Below are 20,115 nucleotides of genomic sequence, written 5' to 3'. Positions count from 1 at the left end.
ATAAAAAAGGTCGACACGCGATGTGTCGACCTTTCGTTTGGCTTGCGTTATGAAGCGTCCGCCTCTTTCTCGGCTTCTTCTTTTGCTTTCGCTTCATCTTCAGCTTTCTTCTTGGCTTCAGCTTTGGCTTTCTTAGCAGCATCAGCTTTTTTCTTCGCTTCGTCTTCGGCTTTCTTTGCGGCCTCAGCTTTTTTCTTAGCTTCAGCTTCAGCTTTTGCTTTTGCATCAGCATCACGCTGTGCCTCGGCATCTTGTTGCGCCTGTTCAGCCTCTTCTTTGGCTTCTTCGGCTTTTTGTTTTGCTTCTTCAGCTTTCTTCTTCGCTTCCTCTTCTTTCTTCTCTTCAAGTTTTTTCTTCTCAGAGAACGTTCCAGAGTCTTTGAAGTCGTCCGGTTTGACACTAGACGGTTGGCTGAATCGTGCGTTTACGTTGATTGCTTCTGGGTTGTCAGCATAAACACGGTTAATAGTTTGTGACCAAATTCGTTGTGTACGTTGATAGTATTGACCTGACGTATTATCACTCACCATTTCAGCTCGCTGAGAATCATAGCCGGACCAAACGGCGAGGGTGACTTCAGGGTTTGATCCAACAAGATAAGAATCACGATGATTGTTTGTTGTACCTGTTTTACCCATCCAGTCGCCAGGGACGTTCATCAAAGATTTGGCGTAAGTTGCCGTACCTGACGTGTAAACGTCACGAAGCATGTCAACAATCAAGAATGAAGTGCGATCGTTATAGATGCGTGTCTTTTTCGATTTAGCTTCAAAAATAGTTTCGCCTTGATATTCGATTCGTTCGATGAAGTAAGGTTCAACGTGCTCCCCATAATTGGCAAGCATGGCGTATGTTGAAGCGAGGTCAACAGGTCTCACTTCACCAGTACCTAATGCCATGGCAGATGCAATGCGGTTGCCATCAGAAACTGGAATCCCCATGTCGATTAGTTTTTGTGTATCGGTTGGTTTTTGGTTGCGCTCTTCGTAAATCTTAACTGCCGGGACGTTTAAAGATAGCTTAAGTGCATCTCGAACCGTGACAGGGCCACGGTACGTTTTTCCTTCGTTTTGCACTTGTTTCGGAGGTTGTCCTGGACCGGTGAATTTATAGAAATATTCTTCGTCGATGACTGTTGTGGCCGGTGTGACCATTCCGGATTCAATCGCATTGGCGTAAACTAAAATCGGCTTCGCTGTCGATCCGATTTGACGTTCCATCCAAAATGCCCGGTTCAAATCATCCGTTTCACCGTTCACATAGCGACCGCCGACAAATCCGAGTACGCGACCCGTCTTGTTTTCAATCATAACTGACGACGTTTGTTCAGGAACCGTGCGATTTTCTTCTTTTACATACTGATTCGGCCCGAAATTACCTGCGTTTTTGGCCGGTTGCTGCATCGCTTCATGGACTTGCTTATCGAGCGTCAAATGAATCTTGAAGCCACCTTGACGTAGCATATTATGCGCCCGTTTGGCATATGTCGTCTTAATCGAGGCTTGATCATCAGCATTTAATTCTGACAACGTGATGCCATCTTGTGCGAGCAAGTAGTCGGTGATAATTAGGCGCGCTTGAAGTTCCGCTTCATCAACTACATACGGATACCGGTCTCGCGGCTTCGACTGTGTCTTCATGAAGTCTTGCGTGATGTCGTAATTATATGCGGCGTCATAGTCTGCTTTTGTAATCTTGCCGGCGACGTACATCCGGTTCAATACCGTCTTCATCCGGTTGATCGCCGGTGATACATCTTCTTTAATGACCCCGCCTTGATAGTAAGGGGTGTAAAGGAACGGGTTTTTCGGGATGCCGGACAAGAACGCGGCTTGCGGCAACGTCAGCTTCTCGGCCGACGTGTTGAAGACACCGCGCGAGGCGGCCTCGATGCCTGAGATGTTGCGTCCCATCGAGTTACGGCCGAACGAGACGACGTTCAAGTAGGCGTTCAAAATCTCGTCTTTGTCCATCGCTTTCTCTAAACGGAGGGCAAGCAGAATTTCTTTTGCTTTCCGTTCGAATGAGACCTCGTTCGTCAGCATTTGGTTTTTAATGAGCTGTTGGGTTAGTGTCGAACCACCTGTCCGTTCTTCCGAACCGGTCGCTTCTTGCAGGATGGCCCGAAGCGTCGCTTTCGGGACGACGCCGTCGTGTTCATAAAACTCGACGTCTTCGGTGGCGAGTAAGGCATCGACGACGAAAGGTGAAACTTTATCGACCGTGATCGGTACCCGAACTTCATCGGTCGTATAGTTCCCAATCCGTTCACCGCTTCCAAAATAAATATCGGACGTCGATGAGTACGTATTGATTTGTGACGTCATCGTTTTATAGGCTGGAGCCGGCATATCTTTAACGAGTGATGCGAAATACCCGGCCCCGATCCCGGCGCCTAAGAAACCGATGAGGACGACAGAGATGATGGTGAGGAGCAAAACGTTCCACGACACATCATAAAATACAGTGGCATAACGGCGGGCTTTCAACGACTTTGGTGTGTTCCATATGTCTCGAATCTTCTGCAGCATGACAGCCTCCTTAATATGGTGTAAAACTATTTTAGACAGTATTATATACGATTATAGCACAAGTCCTTGCCCACCTTATCGTGAATGAGCAGACTAATGCAAGTTTCAATCTTGCAGTTGACAACGAGGAAACGGAACTTATAAAATGAATAGCATAGTCAATAATAGTAGACGCGATGAAAAAAACGAAGTAGTCGGTTGACCGCTTGTCCAGAAAGCTAGTGGGTGCTGTGAACTAGCCAATGTCAACGATGAATTACACTTTTGGAGCGTGCGCAAGCCGGGTTGGGACCGTTATCTCTCGTTTTAAGTGGCCACAGCTGTGGCAATTAGGGTGGTACCGCGGAATCTCCGTCCCTTCTCATTTGAGAAGGGACGTTTTTTTATGTCAATTGAAGGAGTGGAAAACATGGAACTATTAAAAGATTTAGAATTTCGAGGGCTCGTCAACCAAATGACGGATGAGGCAGGATTGAAAGAGCAACTGAGCAAACCGACGACACTATACACAGGGTTCGACCCGACGGCGGACTCGCTCCATATCGGACATTTGCTACCGATTTTGACGTTGAAGCGTTTCCAAGAGGCGGGACACCACGTCATCGCGCTCGTCGGTGGCGCGACCGGGATGATTGGCGACCCGTCAGGACGGTCGGACGAACGCTCGCTCAATACGCTCGATACGGTCAAAGAGTTTTCGGACCGGATCAAAGATCAGTTGAGCCGCTTCCTCCCGCTCGAAGGGGAGAACCCGATCACGATCCGCAACAACTATGAATGGACAGAAGAGTTGTCGATCATCGATTTCTTACGTGACATCGGCAAGCATTTTCCGATCAGCTACATGCTCGCGAAAGACTCGGTCGATTCGCGCATGGAAAACGGGATTTCGTACACGGAGTTCTCATACATGTTGCTCCAATCGTTTGATTTCTTGAAGTTGTACGAGACAGAGAATTGCCGTCTCCAAGTCGGCGGCAGCGATCAGTGGGGCAACATCACGGCTGGGCTTGAATTGATCCGTCGCTTCGGCCATTCGGAGAAGGCGTTCGGTCTGACTGTGCCGCTCGTCACGAAGTCGGACGGACAGAAGTTTGGGAAGACGGCCGGTGGTGCGGTATGGCTCGACGCGGACAAGACGACACCGTACGAGTTTTACCAGTTTTGGATCAACGTCGACGATGCCGACGTCATCAAGTTCATCAAGTACTTCACGTTCATGACGCATGAAGAGATCGACGCGCTCGAAGTGGAAATGACGGCAGCACCTGAAAAACGTGCAGCACAGCGCCGTCTCGCCGAGGAAATGACGAAGCTCGTCCACGGTGAGGCGGGTCTCGATCAAGCGGAACGCATCACGACAGCGTTCTTCAGCGGCGATTTGAAGACACTCAAGCCCGAGGATATGGATGCCGCGTTCAAAGGGATGCCGCAGTTCGAACTCGACGGCGAACGCAATCTCGTCGATCTTCTCGTCGAGGCGAAAATCGCTCCATCAAAACGCCAAGCGCGCGAAGACGTCCAAAACGGGGCGATCTACTTGAACGGCGAACGCGAGCAAGCGCTCGACAAGCTCGTCACGCGTGAAGACACGCTCGGGGACTTCACAATCATCCGCCGAGGCAAAAAGAAATACTTCGTGATTCGTCACGTCTAACCGATCCGTCCATGTCCGCAAAGTTTGCGGACATGGACTTTTTTTGTTGTGTCAAATCAGGTGTGGTCTGATACCATTTCAAATATAGAGACCGAGGAGGACATCTAATGGATATCGAAGAGTTTTTTGGCGAACAGTTTCATCAGTGGCGGGAACGGTTCCGTTATTACGAGATGGCGATCACGGAGCTTGAGAGCGACCTTGGCATCATCGACCTCGATTGGCAGACCCGACTTGGCTATTCGCCGATCGAGCACGTGAAGACGCGGATGAAGACGTTGCCGTCGATCATTCGGAAGATGAATCAAAAACAGCTCCCACTCGAAGTGGAAGCGTTATGGGACAATATTTATGACGTCGCCGGTGTACGGATCGTCACGAGTTTCCGCGATGACATCTACGCGATTCTCGATCACCTGAAAAAGCGGGACGACTTACAGATCGACGTCATCAAAGACTATATCGAACATCCGAAGCCGAGCGGTTACCGCAGTCTCCATCTGATTGTGCGGACGAAAGTGTACTTGGCGGAACGTGTCATCTGGGTGCCGGCCGAGATTCAAATTCGGACGCTCGCGATGGACTTTTGGGCGGCGACCGAACATAAGCTTCAATATAAATATCAGCATCAAATCCCCGAGACGTCACGGCAAGAGCTCATCGAGGCGGCCCGAATGGCGGATGCGCTCGATACGCAGATGGGCCGGATTCGCGAACAGATCTTGATATAAAAAAATCCCCTTCTCGAGAGAAGGGGATAAAAGCATTAACGTGAGTAGTACTCAACGATGAGTTGCTCTTTGATTTGGTCGTTCAATTCAGCGCGCTCAGGGATACGTACGTACGTACCTTCGAGTTTCTCAGCGTCGAACGTGATGAATTCTTTTGTAGCTGGTGCTACTTCAAGAGCTTCAGCAATCGCTTTGAAAGTTTTCGATTTTTCGCGAACCGAGATGACTTGACCTGGTTTCACACGGTAAGACGCGATGTCTACACGTGAACCGTCAACTTGGATGTGACCGTGGTTGACGAGTTGGCGTGCTCCACGACGTGTGCGAGCGAGGCCCATACGGTAAACGAGGTTGTCAAGGCGTGACTCGAGCAAGAACATGAAGTTCTCACCGTGGATACCTTGCATTTTCCCAGCATCGTTGAAGATGCGACGGAATTGCTTCTCGTTGATTCCGTACATGTGACGGAGTGCTTGCTTCGCTTGAAGCTGAAGACCGTATTCAGAGATTTTACGACGACCATTGCCGTGTTGGCCTGGTGCGTAAGGACGTTTTGCTAATTCTTTACCCGTTTCGCTAAGCGAGATGCCTAAGCGACGCGAGAGTTTCCAAGCTGGACCTGTGTAACGAGCCATGATTGGACTCCTCCTTGTTGTTCATGTATTTTGCACAAAAGAACAACGGTGTCAAAGACGGGTGACGCCCCTTTCTAGGTTCAAGCACCTTCACTTGATAGCGAAGCTACAAGATGCTCCTCCGACTCAGTCGAGGCCCGAAAGGTGGATACGTCTGTCTAGGACTGCTATCGTCATTTCATGCACAAAAATCAGTATACGATGGATCGGGCAGCTTGTCAATCAGATGAAGCGAAGTAATGTCTGGCAAAATTGCTCTAAGCCTTGGCGATCGACTTCTGAGAAGCGATCGAACTCGGGACTGTCGATATCGAGGACGCCGATCGTTTTGCCGTCACGGATGAGCGGGACGACGATTTCAGAGTTCGAGGCCGCATCACAGGCGATATGGCCTGGGAATTGGTGGACGTCGGCGATCAACTGTGTCTCTTGTGTCGAGGCGGCGGTGCCGCAGACGCCTTTGCCGAAGGCGATATGGACGCAAGCAGGAAGACCTTGGAACGGTCCGAGAATGAGGCTGTCGTCACCGTCAGTCAAATAGAAGCCGACCCAGTTGATGCGGTCAAGAAACTGGTTGAGCAGAGCGCTCGCGTTCGAAAGGTTAGCGACTTGGTTCGTCTCTCCTTCGAGCAGGGCAGCGAGTTGTTTGTTAAGTAAGTCATAGCCGGCGGCCAGGTCGCCAGAGTAAGTAGTAGTTTGGAACATTTGTTTCCCTCCTATATCAAGATGTATTTCAGATTAGCATCATGGTACACGCATTTTTTTATTTTGTCTCCCAAAAAGAATTTCGCGGAAAATAACATTCTCTCCCTAAACCGTTGGAAAACCTATGCAAAACATTGTTTCTATAATATGATTATTAATATCTATACTTATAAAATACTTCATTTTCTTCTTAAAGATACATAAGTCCACGAAAGCGGCTTGGAGGTTGTTACAGAGATGGATTACGGAATATACGGAATTTTAATTGGAATTATTGTCATCGCTCTAGGAGCAATGTTAGGTAGTATGCTAGCTAGACGAAGTTTTTACCAGAAAATTGATGATTTGGATATGCGAAAACAAGGCATCCTGAGTGCGAGTGTCCCGGCCGAGCTTCAAAAGTTCAAACAGTGGCCGATGGAAGGCGAAACGAAAGAAAAATTCGAACGCTGGCACCAGTCGTGGGATGAACTCGTCAGCGTCCACACGGGTCAAATCGATGAGGCGCTATATCGTTCAGAGGAAGACCTCGACAAATATCGTTTCCTTAAAGTCAAATCAGACTTGGCTGCGACCGAACAGGTGATCGAAGAACTCGAATCGATGGTTCACGCGATGCTCGATGAGATGGCGGAGTTTAACGACCATCATGCCTCCCTGCTAGATATCGTCAAAAAAGACGAGAAAGAACTGTATCAGTTCCGCAAGACGCTCATTTCTCAAAATAGCGCTTTTGGCCCGACGTACGATCTCGTCGAAACCGAAATCGCTGTTGCGGAAGCGAAACGGACCGAGATGATGACGCTCAAGCAAGAAGGACAAGTCTCAGAGGCGTTCATGGCCGGCCAAGTCCTGTCTGAAAAGGTGACGAAGATCCGTGAACTCGTTCAAGTGATTCCCCAGTTTGTCCGGACGGTTCAATTTGACTTAAAGCACCAACTGAATCAACTGCGTGCGGGTCATAAAGAAATGCAGATGGATGGCTACGCCCTCGAGACGCTCGGTTTAGTCGAAGAAATCGAGCAGGCAGAAGACCGCCGTCTCGCGCTCATGACTCGGATCGAACAGCTTGATTTTGAACACTTTGAAACGGACATGCAGCAACTCAGTTCGGATATCGATCAATTGTTCGAGGCGTTCAGCTCCGAGGTCGATGCAAGGCAGTACGTAAAAAAAGAGTTTGCTGGGGTCAAAGAACGCGAACGGCAGACGAACGAATTGATGACGCGCCTTCACCAAGAGATGTCGCGGCTTGTCAGCAACTATGAGATCAATGCCCGGGTCGGTGAGGAGTTCGAACAATTGGACCGGGAACGTGCGGTGCTCGCTGCGAACGTCCTCGATATCGAACAAGCACTCGTCGCTCAGGTGATTCCGTTCAGTCTGATCAAATCAAAAGTGCAAGATGCGAAACGGTCACTCGACCAGTTCGGTGCGATGCATGAACGGTTTATCGAAAATACGAACTCGCTTCGTAAAGAAGAGCTCGAAGTTCGAAATAAACTCGAGTCATGGAAGAAGGAATTGTCCGCTCACCGTCGCCTCTTGGCGAAGAGCGCGATGCCGGTTGTTCCGACTGATTTGACGAGTGACATGCGACAACTTCAAAAAGGGGTGCAGTCGCTAGATGAACAGTTCGAGAAGGCACCGTTCAACATGACGTATATCGTCGGCCTCAGTCACGATGTCGAGGAAACGATGGATAACTTCCGTGACCGCGTCAAAGCACTGCTCCGGCAAGTGACGTATGCGGAACAGTTGCTCCAGTATGCGAATCGGTACCGTCGTCGTGATAACGAGGTGCATGTCGCCTTGACGCTCGCTGAGAACAAGTTTTTACACGGCGAGTACGGTACGGCCGTCGAAATCGGTGAACGTGTGCTCGGGCGCTTCGACGAAGGAGCGGCTCGCGAGATCCGTCAACGTGTTGAAAAAGGTTTAGAACAACAAGATATGCTTCGAAAATAATCTATGCATGAAGATTGACGTAAACGGGAATTAACGTAGACGTCAATCTTTTTTGAATCGAGGAGGAATTTTGTGATGGGAACGCTTTGGGTAAACGGAAAGATCTATACGCTGAACAAAGAACATGAAATGGCACGGGCGATGTATGTCGAGCACGGACGCGTGTTGAAACTCGGGGAGGAAGGTCATCTTCGCCGTACATACGCGGGCCGGATCAAACAGATTGTGAACCTCGAAGGGAAGAGCGTGTATCCGGCGTTTACGGACTCGCACATTCACTTGATCGGATATGGCGAGGCGCTCGACCGCATCGACGCGACCGAGACGACGGATTTAAACGCCTTGCTCGAAGCGATGAAAGCGAAGTCGGGAGGGGACGACTGGATCGTCGCTGAAGGCTTTAACGATCGTCTGCTCGGACAGATGCCGACACGTGAGATGATTGATGCCGTCATTCCGGATCGCCCGGTCGTCTTGAAGCGCGTCTGTCGCCACGTCGCCGTCGTCAACTCGAAAGGCCTCGAGCGCTTAGGCCTCATTCATCACACCGTCATTGAAGGCGGGAAGCTCGGACGTGATGACGACGGGAAATTGAACGGCGTGTTGTACGATGCGGCGCTCGATCTGCTCCATAAAGAGCTCGGCGGAAATCGTGAGAAGAACGTCGCCTCGATCCGTCGGGCCGTCGACTCGTTGTTCGCCCATGGGATCGTCGGAGCCCACACGGAAGACTTGTTCTACCACGGAGACCCGCTCGAGACGATTCAAGCATATGAAGATGTGCTTCAAGAACTTCCGTTCCATGCCCATCTGCTCGTCCATGAACAAGTCGTTGATCAATTGCTGCAAAAAGATGCGCTTGCGAAGCGCCTGCGCTTCGACTTCGGGGCGATGAAGATTTTCGTCGACGGTTCGTTCGGCGGCCGGACGGCGCTCTTGTCCGAGCCGTATGCAGATGAAGTCGGGCAGCGCGGGATCGAAGTCCACCGCCCGGACCACCTCGAGGCGCTCGTCAAAAAAGCGCGCTCATACGGGATGAACGTTGCGGCTCATGTCATCGGAGATGCGGCGGCTGAGCAGTTCATCACGCTGCTCGAGAAGTATCCGGCGAAACGAGGGACGCGCGATCGCATCATCCACGCTTCGCTATTGAACGATTCGCTGTTGAAGCGGATCAGTGCGTTGCCGGTCCTCATCGACGCGCAACCGGTCTTTTTGTCGGATGATATGGACTTGTTGTTCGACCGCCTAGGGAACGAGCGGGTCGACGACGCGTATCGGTTTAAATCGATGCTCGATACGGGTGCGCTCGTACTCGGGGGTAGTGATGCCCCGATCTCTTCTGTCGACGTCAGAAAGGGGCTCTATGCCGCTGTGACACGGCAATCGTTTGAAGCGTCGGGTGCACTGAATCCACCGGAACGTCTGTCGATGTACGAGGCGCTACGGAGTTTCACCTATTCACCGCGTGTCGCGACCGGAACACATGGCCGTGACGGCCTGTTGATTCAAAGCTATAACGCGACGTTCACCGTTTGGGAAGAGGATTTCTTTGACTTGAACGGACAAGATATTTTGAACAACCGACTTGTCATGACCGTCGTCGACGGTTCGCCAGTCTACGAGGCGGACGTCATCAAAGCATGAGAAAAGGCTAGTCGTCCGTGATGGACGACTAGCCTTTGTCAGTTTAGAAGAAAGAGCGTTGCACTTTGTGCCAGAACGAGTTGGTTTTCAACTTGACCGTTTTGACGACCTTGTCCGACAATTCGATGTCGATCCGGTCTGTATATTTCAGACTAAGCGCTTCGTTATCCATGCCGATAATCGGATAATCGTTTCCGTCTTCAACGATGCGGAGCGACAGCTTGCGTGATGCGTGGACGATGAACGCTGAGCCGAGCGTGCGGTAACGGTTGTTGTTCACCGAAGCAATTTCACTCACTTGCATGCATGGGATGAGCGGGTCGACGACCGCGCCATTCAACGATTTATTGTAGGCGGTCGATCCCGTCGGTGTCGATACAACCATTCCATCCCCGCGGAACGTCTCGAAGTGGAGGTCGTCGATGTAGACTTCGATCGCGAGCGATTTGATGATACTCGATTTGATCGATGCCTCGTTCAGGCAGAGGAGTGGCGACGATTCGTTGATCGAAGCGGATAAGAGCGGATATTTCCGTACTTCGAGACCGGCTTCGATCCGGGCAGAGTTATCCGAGAATAAACGGTCGACTTCGTCGAGTTTATGTATATCGAAGTCACAGTAAAATTCGTTGAGGCCGCGGCCGAAACCGACATAGATGGCGTCTTGACGGAACCCGGTGTAACGGACGGCCTGTAAAAACGCGCCATCTCCCCCGATGGCGACGATGATGTTGGCATCTTCCGGGCGGTCCATGATGTTGAAACCATGTTTCTCCCCGATCTCTCTTAATTTCTTTACCTCTTTCGTGAACTCGTTGACGTTACGATGGTGCAGATACACGTTGTTTCTCATCTAAATCATCCCCTTTGTCAATTGTGTCCTTCTCATTATAACTTGTTTTAGGCGTCCGATATAGGGAAAATGACAATCAGGCCGTCTGAAGCAGGATGCTTGTCTTCGTGACGGCACCATCGATATGATGAAGAAGTAAAATTCAGAACAAGGGGATGATTTGATGCCAACATTTAAAGGGAATACAGTCACATTGCAAGGGAATCCAGTGAAAGTGGGAGATGCTGCACCCGATTTCACCGCCCTCACGACTGCACTCGAAGAAGTGTCGCTCGCGTCTTACCCAGGGAAGAAATTGATTAGTGTCGTCCCATCGATCGATACAGGACTATGCGACACGCAAACTCGTGCGTTCAATGAAAACGCGGCATCGCTCGGTGGAACGGTATTGACCGTCTCGAACGATTTACCGTTCGCCCAGCGACGCTGGTGTGCGGCGTCAGGTCTCGATAACGTCATCATGTTGTCAGATCACCGCGACCAGTCGTTCGCGCATTCGTACGGCGTGCTCATGGAAGAGCTTCGTTTGCTAGCCCGGTCAGTCTTCGTGATCGACTCGGAAGGAACTATCCAATACGTTCAGTATATGGATGAGATGACAGACGAAGTCGATTTTGACGCGGCGCTTGAAGCGTTCGACGCGGCAAACTGATTCACTTGGCGAAACGTGGACGAATAGCTTACACTATATTGTAGTTAACCAACCGGCTCTCGAAACGAGAGCCGGTTTTGTATGGAGGAGATGAACGACTATGGAACGATTTGAACAATTGTACCGAGATTGGAAGAAAGAAACGAAAAAATTGGTGGGCGACCTCGATTTATTGCCGCTCGAAGCTTTGATCGAAGTGTTTGAGCGAGTCGACGTTGAATCGGAGAAACCGGATGACGTGCGCAAGGCAGTGAGTCTGCTTGTGCTTGAAGAGACGACAACGCTTCCGCCGAACCATCAACCGACACCGGACGCAGTCAGCTTATTTATCGGATATTTGGCGACGAAGCTCGTCAAAGACGGAGCGAACGTGCTTGAACTCGGAAGCGGCACCGGGACTCTCGTCCACGCCATTTTATCGCAAGTGAAAGACGCGACCGCACAAGCCGTCGAAGTCGATGAATTGATGCTTCGTTTGTCATATGCGATCAGCAATTTGCTCAAAAAGCCGGTTTCTTACTTCCATCAAGACGCACTTGCACCGCTGTTCGTCGAGCCGAGTGACCTCACACTCGTCGATTTGCCGATCGGTTATTATCCGAACGATGAAGTGGCGAGCGGTTATGAGTTGAAGCGAGAAGAAGGTCATTCCTATTCTCACTTCTTGATGATCGAGCAGGCGATGCGGCATACGTTGCCGGGAGGCCATGGTGTCTTCGTCATCCCGAACAATTTGTTTGAACAGGATGATGAAGGGAAATTAAAACAGTGGATGGACCGAGAAGCGGTCGTGAAAGGTGTCCTCCAACTGCCGACGACGATGTTCAAAGATGAACGGTATGCGAAGAGTATCCTCATCTTACAGAAGCAAGGAGAGGGCGTCACACGCCCGAAACAAGCGCTCCTCGTCGAGTTGCCATCGTTCACTGATGTGCGCGCTGTTGCCAATATTGTGAAACAGATTGATGAATGGTTTAAAACAACATAATATTTATTGGGCAAAAGACTTGAAAAACATATGCCATATCAAGTATCTTCATTATGATACAGTTATCGGTTTTAAAGAGAACAGATAAAGAAACGTGTTTAAATCGAAAGGTAAGAGGTGTATGACATGACAAAAATTATGGCAGTCAACGCAGGTAGTTCGTCACTGAAGTTCCAACTTCTCGAGATGCCATCTGAGAACATGCTCGCGCTTGGTCTCGTCGAGCGCGTTGGAAAAGACGATGCGATCTTTACTATTAAATACGGCGAAGGGCAAAAGTTCAACGTCGTCACGCCGCTTCACACACATAAAGAAGCGGTCGAGCTTGCGCTCGAAAAATTGATTGACCTTGGAATCATGGCTTCGTTCGATGAAATTTCGGGTGTCGGGCACCGTGTTCTTCACGGGAAAGAACTGTACGCGGATTCAGTCGTGATCGATGAGGAAGTGATGAAGAACATCGAATCGTTCGTCGAACTCGGACCGCTTCACATCCCGCCTAACTTGACTGGGATTCGTGCGTTCCAAACGATTTTGCCGAACGTGCCGCAAGTCGCCGTCTTTGATACGGCTTTCCACCAATCGATGCCGGAAGAAAACTTCCTGTACAGCCTCCCGTACGAGTACTACACGGAACACGGCGTACGGAAATATGGTTTCCACGGGACGAGCCACAAATATGTCACGCAACGTGCTTCTGAGCTACTCGGTCGTCCGCTCGAAGATTTGCGCTTGATCTCATGCCATCTCGGCAGTGGGGCGTCAATCGCGGCGGTTGCCGGCGGTCGTTCGATCGATACGACGATGGGCTTCACGCCGCTTGAAGGAATCACGATGGGAACGCGCTCGGGATCACTCGACCCGGCCCTCATCCCATTCCTTATGCAAAAAACGGGCAAGTCGGCTGAAGACGTATTGAACGTCATGAACAAAGAATCAGGCGTTTACGGTCTCTCGGGTATTTCAAGTGACTTACGTGACATCGAACAAGCTGCAGCAGAAGGTAACCACCGGGCTGAAGTGTCACTTAAAATCTTCTCGAACCGGATTCACGGTTACATCGGTCAGTACGCTGCTGAGATGAACGGCGTCGATGCCATCATCTTCACGGCGGGTGTCGGTGAAAACTCTGACGTCATTCGTGAGCGTATCCTGCGTGGGCTTGAATTCATGGGCGTCTACTGGGATCCATCACTCAACAACGGAGCACGCGGCAAAGAGTTGTTCATCAACTATCCGCATTCGCCGGTCAAAGTCATCATCATTCCGACGAATGAAGAATTGGTCATCGCCCGCGATACAGTTCGGATCGCAAACCTTTTAGAAACACACGCTTAATCCACACAATTTAACCTCTCTAGTCGCGCTGTTCATTCGAACAGCGCGACTTTTTTTAGTTCTTTTGTCATAGTTCATCCGGGGAAATTGTGTCTAAAGGATTATCCGGGAGACGCGCGCTGTAATAAAAAGAGTCAAAAAACGATACGTTTGTAACGTTTGAGTCATATTGCAACCAAAAATTGGAATTTAATATGACGTAAAAAGTGGTATCTCTGTAAAGTTGTCATCTCTCGTTAAAATAGTCCGCTTTTGTAACACTCCTGTAATTTTAGTGTCACTCAAATGAATTTTAGTTGTAAACGCACGTCCGGTTGTTTCGTCATATAGTTATCTGGACGAAACATTACTCGTCTTGACGCATCGTGTTTATGTTTAAACGTAACAATCACCAAGAACTGACAACTATGAAAAACGACAAAACAAACCGACTGGGAAAGGACGAACCTCATGTTAAAAAAAATTGGAACGGTCTTATTACTGACGGTCATGACATTCGCCATGCTTTTACCGCAACAACCAGTAGAGGCGTCTTCTAAAATTTATGTAAAAAGCCAAGTGAATGGATTAAACGTTCGCTCAGCGGCTACGATTAATGGTAAGGTACTCGGAAAAATCAATAAAGGACAACAACTCCAACGCACTGGTACAAAAGGGGCTTGGATTCGCGTCAACTATAAAGGTAAGGCCGGTTGGATCGCAACCAAATACTTACGCACCGTTAAACCGGTTGCGAAAGCGAACGTGAAATCGTATACGATGAACGCTTCTGCCTACACACCATACTGCAAAGGGTGTTCAGGTAAGACGGCACTCGGATGGAACGTGCGTACACAAAGACATAACGTCGTCGCTGTCGACCCGCGCGTCATCCCGCTTGGTTCTAAAGTACAAGTGTATGTCGGTGGGAAGTTAATGGGTACGTACACGGCGGCTGACACAGGCGGCGCCATCAAAGGACATAAGATCGATATTCTCATGTACTCGCAAAGTGCGGCCATCAACTTTGGCCGCAAGACGGTCACGGTCAAAGTCTTATAAGCCAATAAAAAAGAGTCATCGCAAACGCGATGACTCTTTTTTATTGAAATTATTGACGAACGATCAGGACGTCGCACTTCGAGTACCGGACGATGCTCTCGGATACGCTACCGATAAAGAAGCGTTCGACCGCATTCAAGCCGGTCGCTCCACAGATGATAAGGTCAATTTCGTGATTCGGTGCGATTTTTTTCGCAATCGTCACTTTAGGCGAACCGTATTCAATGACCGTTTCGACTTCTTTGACACCACGTTCTTTGGCCCGATTGACATAGTCGTCGAGCAGTTCTTTCGCATAAGTTTCTGCACGTTCGGTAATCGTCCGATCGTATGCTTCGACCGTTGCGAACGTCCGTGTATCGATCACGTGACCGATATACAGTTTTCCGTCGTTTCGAAGGGCGACGTCGATTGCTGTTTCGAATGCACGTTCCGCCTCTTTCGAGCCGTCGACGGCAGAAAGGATATGTTTGTAGACAATTGCCATGTAAATCCCAACCTTTCGCTTGAAATGTACGTGCGGCTTACATATATAGTATACCACTTCACTGGAAATTCACGCTCGGTTCTTTTGAGAATGGATGAAATTTTCACAACTTTCTTACGGAACAGGTTGAAGTTTGGAAATCGATAGATGGAACGGGTAAGATGATACAGAGGAGGGATGACGATGAAACACGTAGTCATCACGGCTGGTGCGAAAGGGATCGGCCGGGTTGTGACGGAACGACTGTTGGAGGAGGGCTGGTATGTCAGCGTGCTTCAACGAAAACCGATTGATTGGGAGCATGAACGGCTACATATGATCGAGACGCCGTTGACGGACCGAGAAGCGGTGACGGCCGGTTATGACGAGGCGGTGAGCAAGTTCGGTAAGCCGGACGCTTTGATTTTGAACGCGGGTCCGTATATTTTCGAACGGAAATGTCTCGTTGATTTGACGGACGAGGAGTGGGACGAAGTGATCACCGGGAACTTGTCCGCCTCGTTTTGGCTGATGCGTCGGGCGATTCCGGATATGCGGGCGAAGCGATTCGGTCGTATCATCACGTATGGCTTCCCTGAGAGTGCGACGGCACCGGGCTGGTTGCATCGGTCCGCCTTTGCTGCCGCGAAGACCGGTCTCGTCAGTTTGACGAAGACGGTCGCGCTCGAGGAAGCGGTGCACGGTATCACGGCGAACATGATCAATCCTGGTAACATCGTCGGTGCGCAGAAAGAGATGCGGATCGAATCCGCTGAACCGGATGATCAAACACCGGTCGGTCGGCATGGGACCGGCGAAGACATCGCGCGAATGATCATGTTCTTGCTCGCGCGGGACTCGGACATGGTCACCGGGGCGGTCATCGATGTGACCGGAGGCGTCAACGTCGTCCACCAATATCGAAAGTAAGGAGTGCTTCATATGAAGTTGGCCATTTTGACGGACATTCACGGGAACGTCCAAGCGTTAGACGCGGTTTTGAACGAGTTGGACGGTCAAGGGATCGATGACATCTGGAGTCTCGGCGATATGATCGCGATGGGGCCAGATTCAAACGAAGTGATGGCGCGACTCCTCGACCGAGGTGTCAAGATGATCACGGGAAACCACGATGAAGCCGTCCTCTCACTGCTCGCCGGAACAGGGCATCCCGAAAGTTATGCCCATACGCGGCCACATCACGAATGGGTCGCACGAACGTTGCGCCCTGACTACGCCGATGCGCTTATGAAATTGCCTCGTACGATCGAGCAAACGATAGGCAGGGAGCATATATACGGCATTCATTACCACATCCCGACTGAAAAACGTGAGGCATCGATCGTCGACGAGCCGTTTCATGACATCGTCGAAGCGACGCTTCCGAACATGCAGCGCTTATTTGGTGATTACGCGGCGGACGTCGTTTGTTTCGGTCACCATCACCCGGTCCACGCGTTTCAAGATGAGTGCAAACGGTATTTCAATCCGGGAGCGCTCGGCGTCGCCAAAGACGATTTGGCCCGCTACGGAGTGCTGCAGTGGGATGAGGCGGGACTGCGTGTCCTCGCTAAGACGATCCTGTACGATAAACCGTCTTTCATGAACAAGATGGAGCGTGACGAAGTGCCGCAGCGCGAAGTGATGTGGCGCCTGTTCTATTGAAAAAGAGGTTGAAGGCGTATGCCTTTAACCTCAAGCTGTTGACGAACGAGGTCGCTAAAAGCGATCTCGTTCGTCTTTTATTATGTCCGAAGACCTTGAGGCGCTCTGCCCGACATAAAATTGAAGAAATGCTATGTAACGGTCGTTCTCGTCCGCGGTAGAATGTGAAACGGCCGCCCGAGGGCGACCGTTTGCTTTGCTCGTCCGATGGTACTGCGGCTCCGGGATTGCCTGCGGATAGCGTTGGCGCCGGAAGGACGAGCGAATTTGACTGTGTTAGTCAACCTTTTTTAAATTTCTTGTAACGTCTTCGGGAAGCTCGTCAACAAGATTGGTCCGCTTTCCGTCATGACGATATCGTCCTCGATCCGGACGCCGCCGACACCGGGGAGATAAATGCCTGGCTCGACCGTGAACGTCATACCGACCTGGGCCGTCATATCGTTGTTGGCTGCCATCGATGGGAACTCGTGAACCTCGATCCCGATACCGTGGCCGACGCGATGGGTGAAGTATTCCCCGTATCCGGCCGTCGTGATGACTTGGCGGGCGGCGATATCGATCGAGCCGAGCGTCGTCCCGACGTTCGCCATCTCGATGGCGGCTTCTTCGGCCCGGAGCACGGTCTCATAGATTTCCCGCTGTTTCGTGCTCGCCTCACCGTAGACGACGGTACGGGTGATGTCTGAACAGTAGCCTTGCCAGACGACACCGAGATCGAATAAGGCGAAGTCACCTTTTTTAAGTCGGTTGTTGCCAGGCACACCGTGCGGATCGGCGCTATTTTCACCGAACAAGACGAGTGTGTCAAATGACATCTCACGGACACCTTGCCGTTTCATGGCGTATTCGATCTCGGCGATGACTTCAAGTTCGGTCACCCCTTCACGCAACGCGCGGATGCCGGCTTCGATTGCCATGTCGGCAAGTTCGGCCGCCCGTTTCATGACCCGGATCTCATCTGTCGACTTGATCATTCGGAGCGCTTGTAATTCTTCCGTCAAATCAATGATTGAAAGTCCGGCAAACCCGGCACGAAGTTGTTCGACGCGGTTATACGGTAAATGCTCGCCTTCGATCCCGATTCGTTCCGGAATGATTTGTTGGTCGAGAAACAGTTTGACGACCTTGTCCCACGGATTCTCGTGGTCCATGTACGTCACGATCTCACCGTTCCAGTCGCTCGCTTCGACGATTCCTTTTTCAAGGGCCGGACAGACGAGCGCCGTTGTCCCGTTCTTCAGTACTAGGATAGCGATCAAACGTTCATGGGCCTCGGCGTATACTCCTGAAAAATAGAAGACGGACGCTTTTGACGTGACAAACGCGGCGTCTAGCCCTTTCGTGGCCAAAGATTGTGCAATGTGGTTGGTTCGTTGATTCAACTCGATTCCCTTCCTTCTTGTTCAGTGGCTTTCTCGTTCATTATAGCGTTTTCCAAAATGGAAAGGAAATGTTGCATTTTCAGTAGTACAGTTTGAACAAGGTTCACTGATACAGTATACTGAGGGTGACAGAAAATGTATTGAGGAAAGGGACTCGTGACATGACAACAAAACATGAACAGATCATAGCACATATCGAGTCGCTCGATGTCGGGTCTAAAATCTCCGTTCGCCAAATCGCCAAAGAACTTGCGGTATCAGAGGGGACGGCTTATCGGGCCATCAAAGAAGCGGAGAACTTGGGGTTCGTGTCAACGATCGAACGGGTCGGCACGATCCGCATCAAGCGCAAACATAAAGAGAACATTGAAAAACTGACATTTGCCGAAGTCGTCAACATCGTTGATGGCCAAGTGCTCGGCGGACGCGACGGCCTGCATAAAACGCTGTCTAAGTTCGTCATCGGGGCGATGAAGCTCGAAGCGATGATGCGATATATCGACGTCGACTCGCTCGTCATCATCGGGAACCGGGAGAAAGCGCATGAACTCGTCTTGCAGTCAGGCGGGGCCGTACTGATCACCGGTGGATTCGATGCGACCGACGAAGTGAAACGGATGGCGGATAAGTACAACATGCCCGTCATCTCGACTTCATATGACAGCTTTACCGTGGCGACGATGATCAACCGCGCCATCTATGACCGTCTGATCAAAAAGGAAATTCTGCTCGTCTCGGATATCGTCATTCCGTTGCACGATACGTTTTATTTAAAAGTGGACGATACGGTCAAACGTTGGCACGAACTCAATGAACGGACGAAGCACAACCGTTACCCGGTCATCGACGACCAGATGAAAGTCGTCGGCGTCATCACCGCCAAAGATCTCATCGATCGGCCGCACGATACAGAAATCGAAAAAGTGATGACGAAAAGCCCGATCACGGCCGGTGTGCAGACAAGTGTCACGAATGCAGCCCACCAGATGGTATGGGAAGGGATCGAGATGTTGCCGGTCGTCGACAACTACGGTCGCCTGCTCGGCATCATCAGCCGTCAAGACGTCCTAAAGGCGCTTCAGCTCGCGAACCGGCAACCACAAGTCGGTGAGACGTTTGATAATATGATCACCAATCAGTTGAAAGAGGATCCGACTTCGAACGGGACGGCGTTCACGGTCGAAGTGGCACCTCAAATGACGAGCCACATGGGGACGGCGTCGTCCGGAGTCTTGACGACGCTTCTAGTCGAAGGGGCGACCCGGAGTTTGCGGCATATGAAAAAAGGCGACCTTGTCGTCGAGAATATCACGGTCTACTTCATGAAACCGATTCAAATCGAGAGCCAAATCCGCGTCTCGGCGAACGTGTTCGACCTCGGACGAAAGTTCGGGAAAGTCGACGTCGAGATGACACAAGGGACACAACTCGTCGCTAAAGCGCTCGTCACAGCGCAACTGATCGACCGGTAAAGAAAAACGAGCTGATGATGTCATCAGCTCGTTTTACATATTAAGATTGGTTGATTGGTTCTTCAGACGCCTTCGGGAAAATCTTGCGATAGCGAATGATCCCGACGATTGCGTTGCCAAGCCCGAGGACGAGCATGACGATGCTGACGATCCAGCCGATGGTCGAATTGAGGCCGAGGCCGCCGAGCATCTGGTTGATGGCGAACAGCGCCAAAAACAAGCTGAGCCAGATGAGCGCTTGCGTGTTGAACAACGCTTTCCGGTACGGCGTCTTCGTCAAGAAGGCCCGACGTTTATAGACCAAATACGCACCGAGTGAGAACAAGATGAGTCCGATCATGATTAATTGACTCAAGTGAGAAACCCCTTTCAAACGTATAA

At 50.5% G+C, this 20,115-nt stretch carries 18 protein-coding genes and 1 other annotated feature; of the genes, 11 read left to right on the top strand and 7 right to left on the bottom strand.

The genetic code is table 11. The features are described 5' to 3' along the window. Positions 1–47: 47 nt before the first annotated feature. Positions 48–2,531: a transglycosylase domain-containing protein gene (locus tag EVJ26_RS03310; RefSeq protein WP_131469750.1), complete on the bottom strand. Its 2,484-nt coding sequence runs from the start codon at positions 2,529–2,531 to the stop codon at positions 48–50. A gap of 167 nt (positions 2,532–2,698) precedes the next feature. Beyond that, positions 2,699–2,893: a binding site (T-box leader), on the top strand. Between the two features lie 47 nt (positions 2,894–2,940). On the opposite strand from EVJ26_RS03310, the gene tyrS reads away from it, so the two are divergent. After that, positions 2,941–4,188, top strand: coding sequence for a tyrosine--tRNA ligase (gene tyrS, locus EVJ26_RS03305; RefSeq protein WP_131469748.1), 1,248 nt, complete (start codon positions 2,941–2,943; stop codon positions 4,186–4,188). A 107-nt stretch (positions 4,189–4,295) separates the two neighbouring features. Further along, on the top strand, positions 4,296–4,919 hold the full coding sequence (locus EVJ26_RS03300; protein WP_070329485.1) for a GTP pyrophosphokinase: 624 nt from the start codon (positions 4,296–4,298) through the stop codon (positions 4,917–4,919). A 35-nt stretch (positions 4,920–4,954) separates the two neighbouring features. On the opposite strand, the gene rpsD is transcribed toward EVJ26_RS03300, so the two are convergent. Together rpsD and EVJ26_RS03290 are read right to left on the bottom strand one after the other, a co-directional pair. Beyond that, on the bottom strand, positions 4,955–5,554 hold the full coding sequence (gene rpsD / locus EVJ26_RS03295; protein WP_016508465.1) for a 30S ribosomal protein S4: 600 nt from the start codon (positions 5,552–5,554) through the stop codon (positions 4,955–4,957). Positions 5,555–5,776: 222 nt separating this feature from the next. Beyond that, entirely contained in the window at positions 5,777–6,259 is a 483-nt protein-coding gene (locus EVJ26_RS03290; RefSeq protein ID WP_070329486.1) for a GAF domain-containing protein, read from the bottom strand. A gap of 237 nt (positions 6,260–6,496) precedes the next feature. On the opposite strand from EVJ26_RS03290, the gene ezrA reads away from it, so the two are divergent. After that, positions 6,497–8,227, top strand: a complete 1,731-nt coding sequence (gene ezrA, locus EVJ26_RS03285) for a septation ring formation regulator EzrA (protein ID WP_131469746.1) — start codon at positions 6,497–6,499, stop codon at positions 8,225–8,227. A 75-nt stretch (positions 8,228–8,302) separates the two neighbouring features. Next, entirely contained in the window at positions 8,303–9,874 is a 1,572-nt protein-coding gene (locus EVJ26_RS03280; RefSeq protein WP_131469744.1) for an amidohydrolase, read from the top strand. A gap of 43 nt (positions 9,875–9,917) precedes the next feature. Here EVJ26_RS03280 and EVJ26_RS03275 read toward each other — a convergent pair whose 3' ends face one another. Continuing rightward, positions 9,918–10,727 (bottom strand): NAD kinase, encoded by an 810-nt coding sequence (locus tag EVJ26_RS03275; RefSeq protein WP_070329489.1) that lies wholly within the window; start codon positions 10,725–10,727, stop codon positions 9,918–9,920. A gap of 163 nt (positions 10,728–10,890) precedes the next feature. On the opposite strand from EVJ26_RS03275, the gene tpx reads away from it, so the two are divergent. The 4 genes from tpx to EVJ26_RS03255 all read left to right on the top strand — a co-directional run bounded on the left by tpx (position 10,891) and on the right by EVJ26_RS03255 (position 14,746). Continuing rightward, positions 10,891–11,379 (top strand): thiol peroxidase, encoded by a 489-nt coding sequence (tpx, locus tag EVJ26_RS03270; protein WP_071397833.1) that lies wholly within the window; start codon positions 10,891–10,893, stop codon positions 11,377–11,379. Between the two features lie 100 nt (positions 11,380–11,479). Next, on the top strand, positions 11,480–12,367 hold the full coding sequence (locus EVJ26_RS03265) for a class I SAM-dependent methyltransferase (RefSeq protein WP_070329491.1): 888 nt from the start codon (positions 11,480–11,482) through the stop codon (positions 12,365–12,367). Between the two features lie 126 nt (positions 12,368–12,493). Then, positions 12,494–13,705 (top strand): acetate kinase, encoded by a 1,212-nt coding sequence (locus EVJ26_RS03260; protein ID WP_070329492.1) that lies wholly within the window; start codon positions 12,494–12,496, stop codon positions 13,703–13,705. Positions 13,706–14,155: 450 nt separating this feature from the next. Beyond that, on the top strand, positions 14,156–14,746 hold the full coding sequence (locus EVJ26_RS03255; protein ID WP_131456055.1) for a 3D domain-containing protein: 591 nt from the start codon (positions 14,156–14,158) through the stop codon (positions 14,744–14,746). Positions 14,747–14,795: 49 nt separating this feature from the next. On the opposite strand, the gene EVJ26_RS03250 is transcribed toward EVJ26_RS03255, so the two are convergent. Next, positions 14,796–15,233: a universal stress protein gene (locus EVJ26_RS03250; protein WP_016508455.1), complete on the bottom strand. Its 438-nt coding sequence runs from the start codon at positions 15,231–15,233 to the stop codon at positions 14,796–14,798. Positions 15,234–15,416: 183 nt separating this feature from the next. On the opposite strand from EVJ26_RS03250, the gene EVJ26_RS03245 reads away from it, so the two are divergent. Together EVJ26_RS03245 and EVJ26_RS03240 are read left to right on the top strand one after the other, a co-directional pair. Further along, positions 15,417–16,142: an SDR family oxidoreductase gene (locus tag EVJ26_RS03245; RefSeq protein ID WP_131469742.1), complete on the top strand. Its 726-nt coding sequence runs from the start codon at positions 15,417–15,419 to the stop codon at positions 16,140–16,142. Between the two features lie 12 nt (positions 16,143–16,154). Continuing rightward, the gene (locus EVJ26_RS03240) at positions 16,155–16,877 is read left to right on the top strand and encodes a metallophosphoesterase family protein (RefSeq protein WP_131469741.1); all 723 of its coding nucleotides are present in this window, start codon (positions 16,155–16,157) and stop codon (positions 16,875–16,877) included. 290 nt (positions 16,878–17,167) lie between these two features. On the opposite strand, the gene EVJ26_RS03235 is transcribed toward EVJ26_RS03240, so the two are convergent. Continuing rightward, complete coding sequence (locus tag EVJ26_RS03235; RefSeq protein ID WP_071397827.1) at positions 17,168–18,262, bottom strand: M24 family metallopeptidase; 1,095 nt, start codon at positions 18,260–18,262, stop codon at positions 17,168–17,170. Positions 18,263–18,423: 161 nt separating this feature from the next. On the opposite strand from EVJ26_RS03235, the gene EVJ26_RS03230 reads away from it, so the two are divergent. Further along, complete coding sequence (locus EVJ26_RS03230; protein ID WP_131456058.1) at positions 18,424–19,734, top strand: DRTGG domain-containing protein; 1,311 nt, start codon at positions 18,424–18,426, stop codon at positions 19,732–19,734. A gap of 40 nt (positions 19,735–19,774) precedes the next feature. On the opposite strand, the gene EVJ26_RS03225 is transcribed toward EVJ26_RS03230, so the two are convergent. After that, the gene (locus EVJ26_RS03225; RefSeq protein ID WP_236633359.1) at positions 19,775–20,089 is read right to left on the bottom strand and encodes a YtpI family protein; all 315 of its coding nucleotides are present in this window, start codon (positions 20,087–20,089) and stop codon (positions 19,775–19,777) included. Between the last annotated feature and the right edge of the window lie 26 nt (positions 20,090–20,115).

Source organism: Exiguobacterium sp. SH3S1, assembly GCF_004337105.1.
GTDB classification, from domain to species: domain Bacteria; phylum Bacillota; class Bacilli; order Exiguobacteriales; family Exiguobacteriaceae; genus Exiguobacterium; species Exiguobacterium aurantiacum_A.
This window is presented reverse-complemented; position numbering and strand designations above follow the sequence as displayed.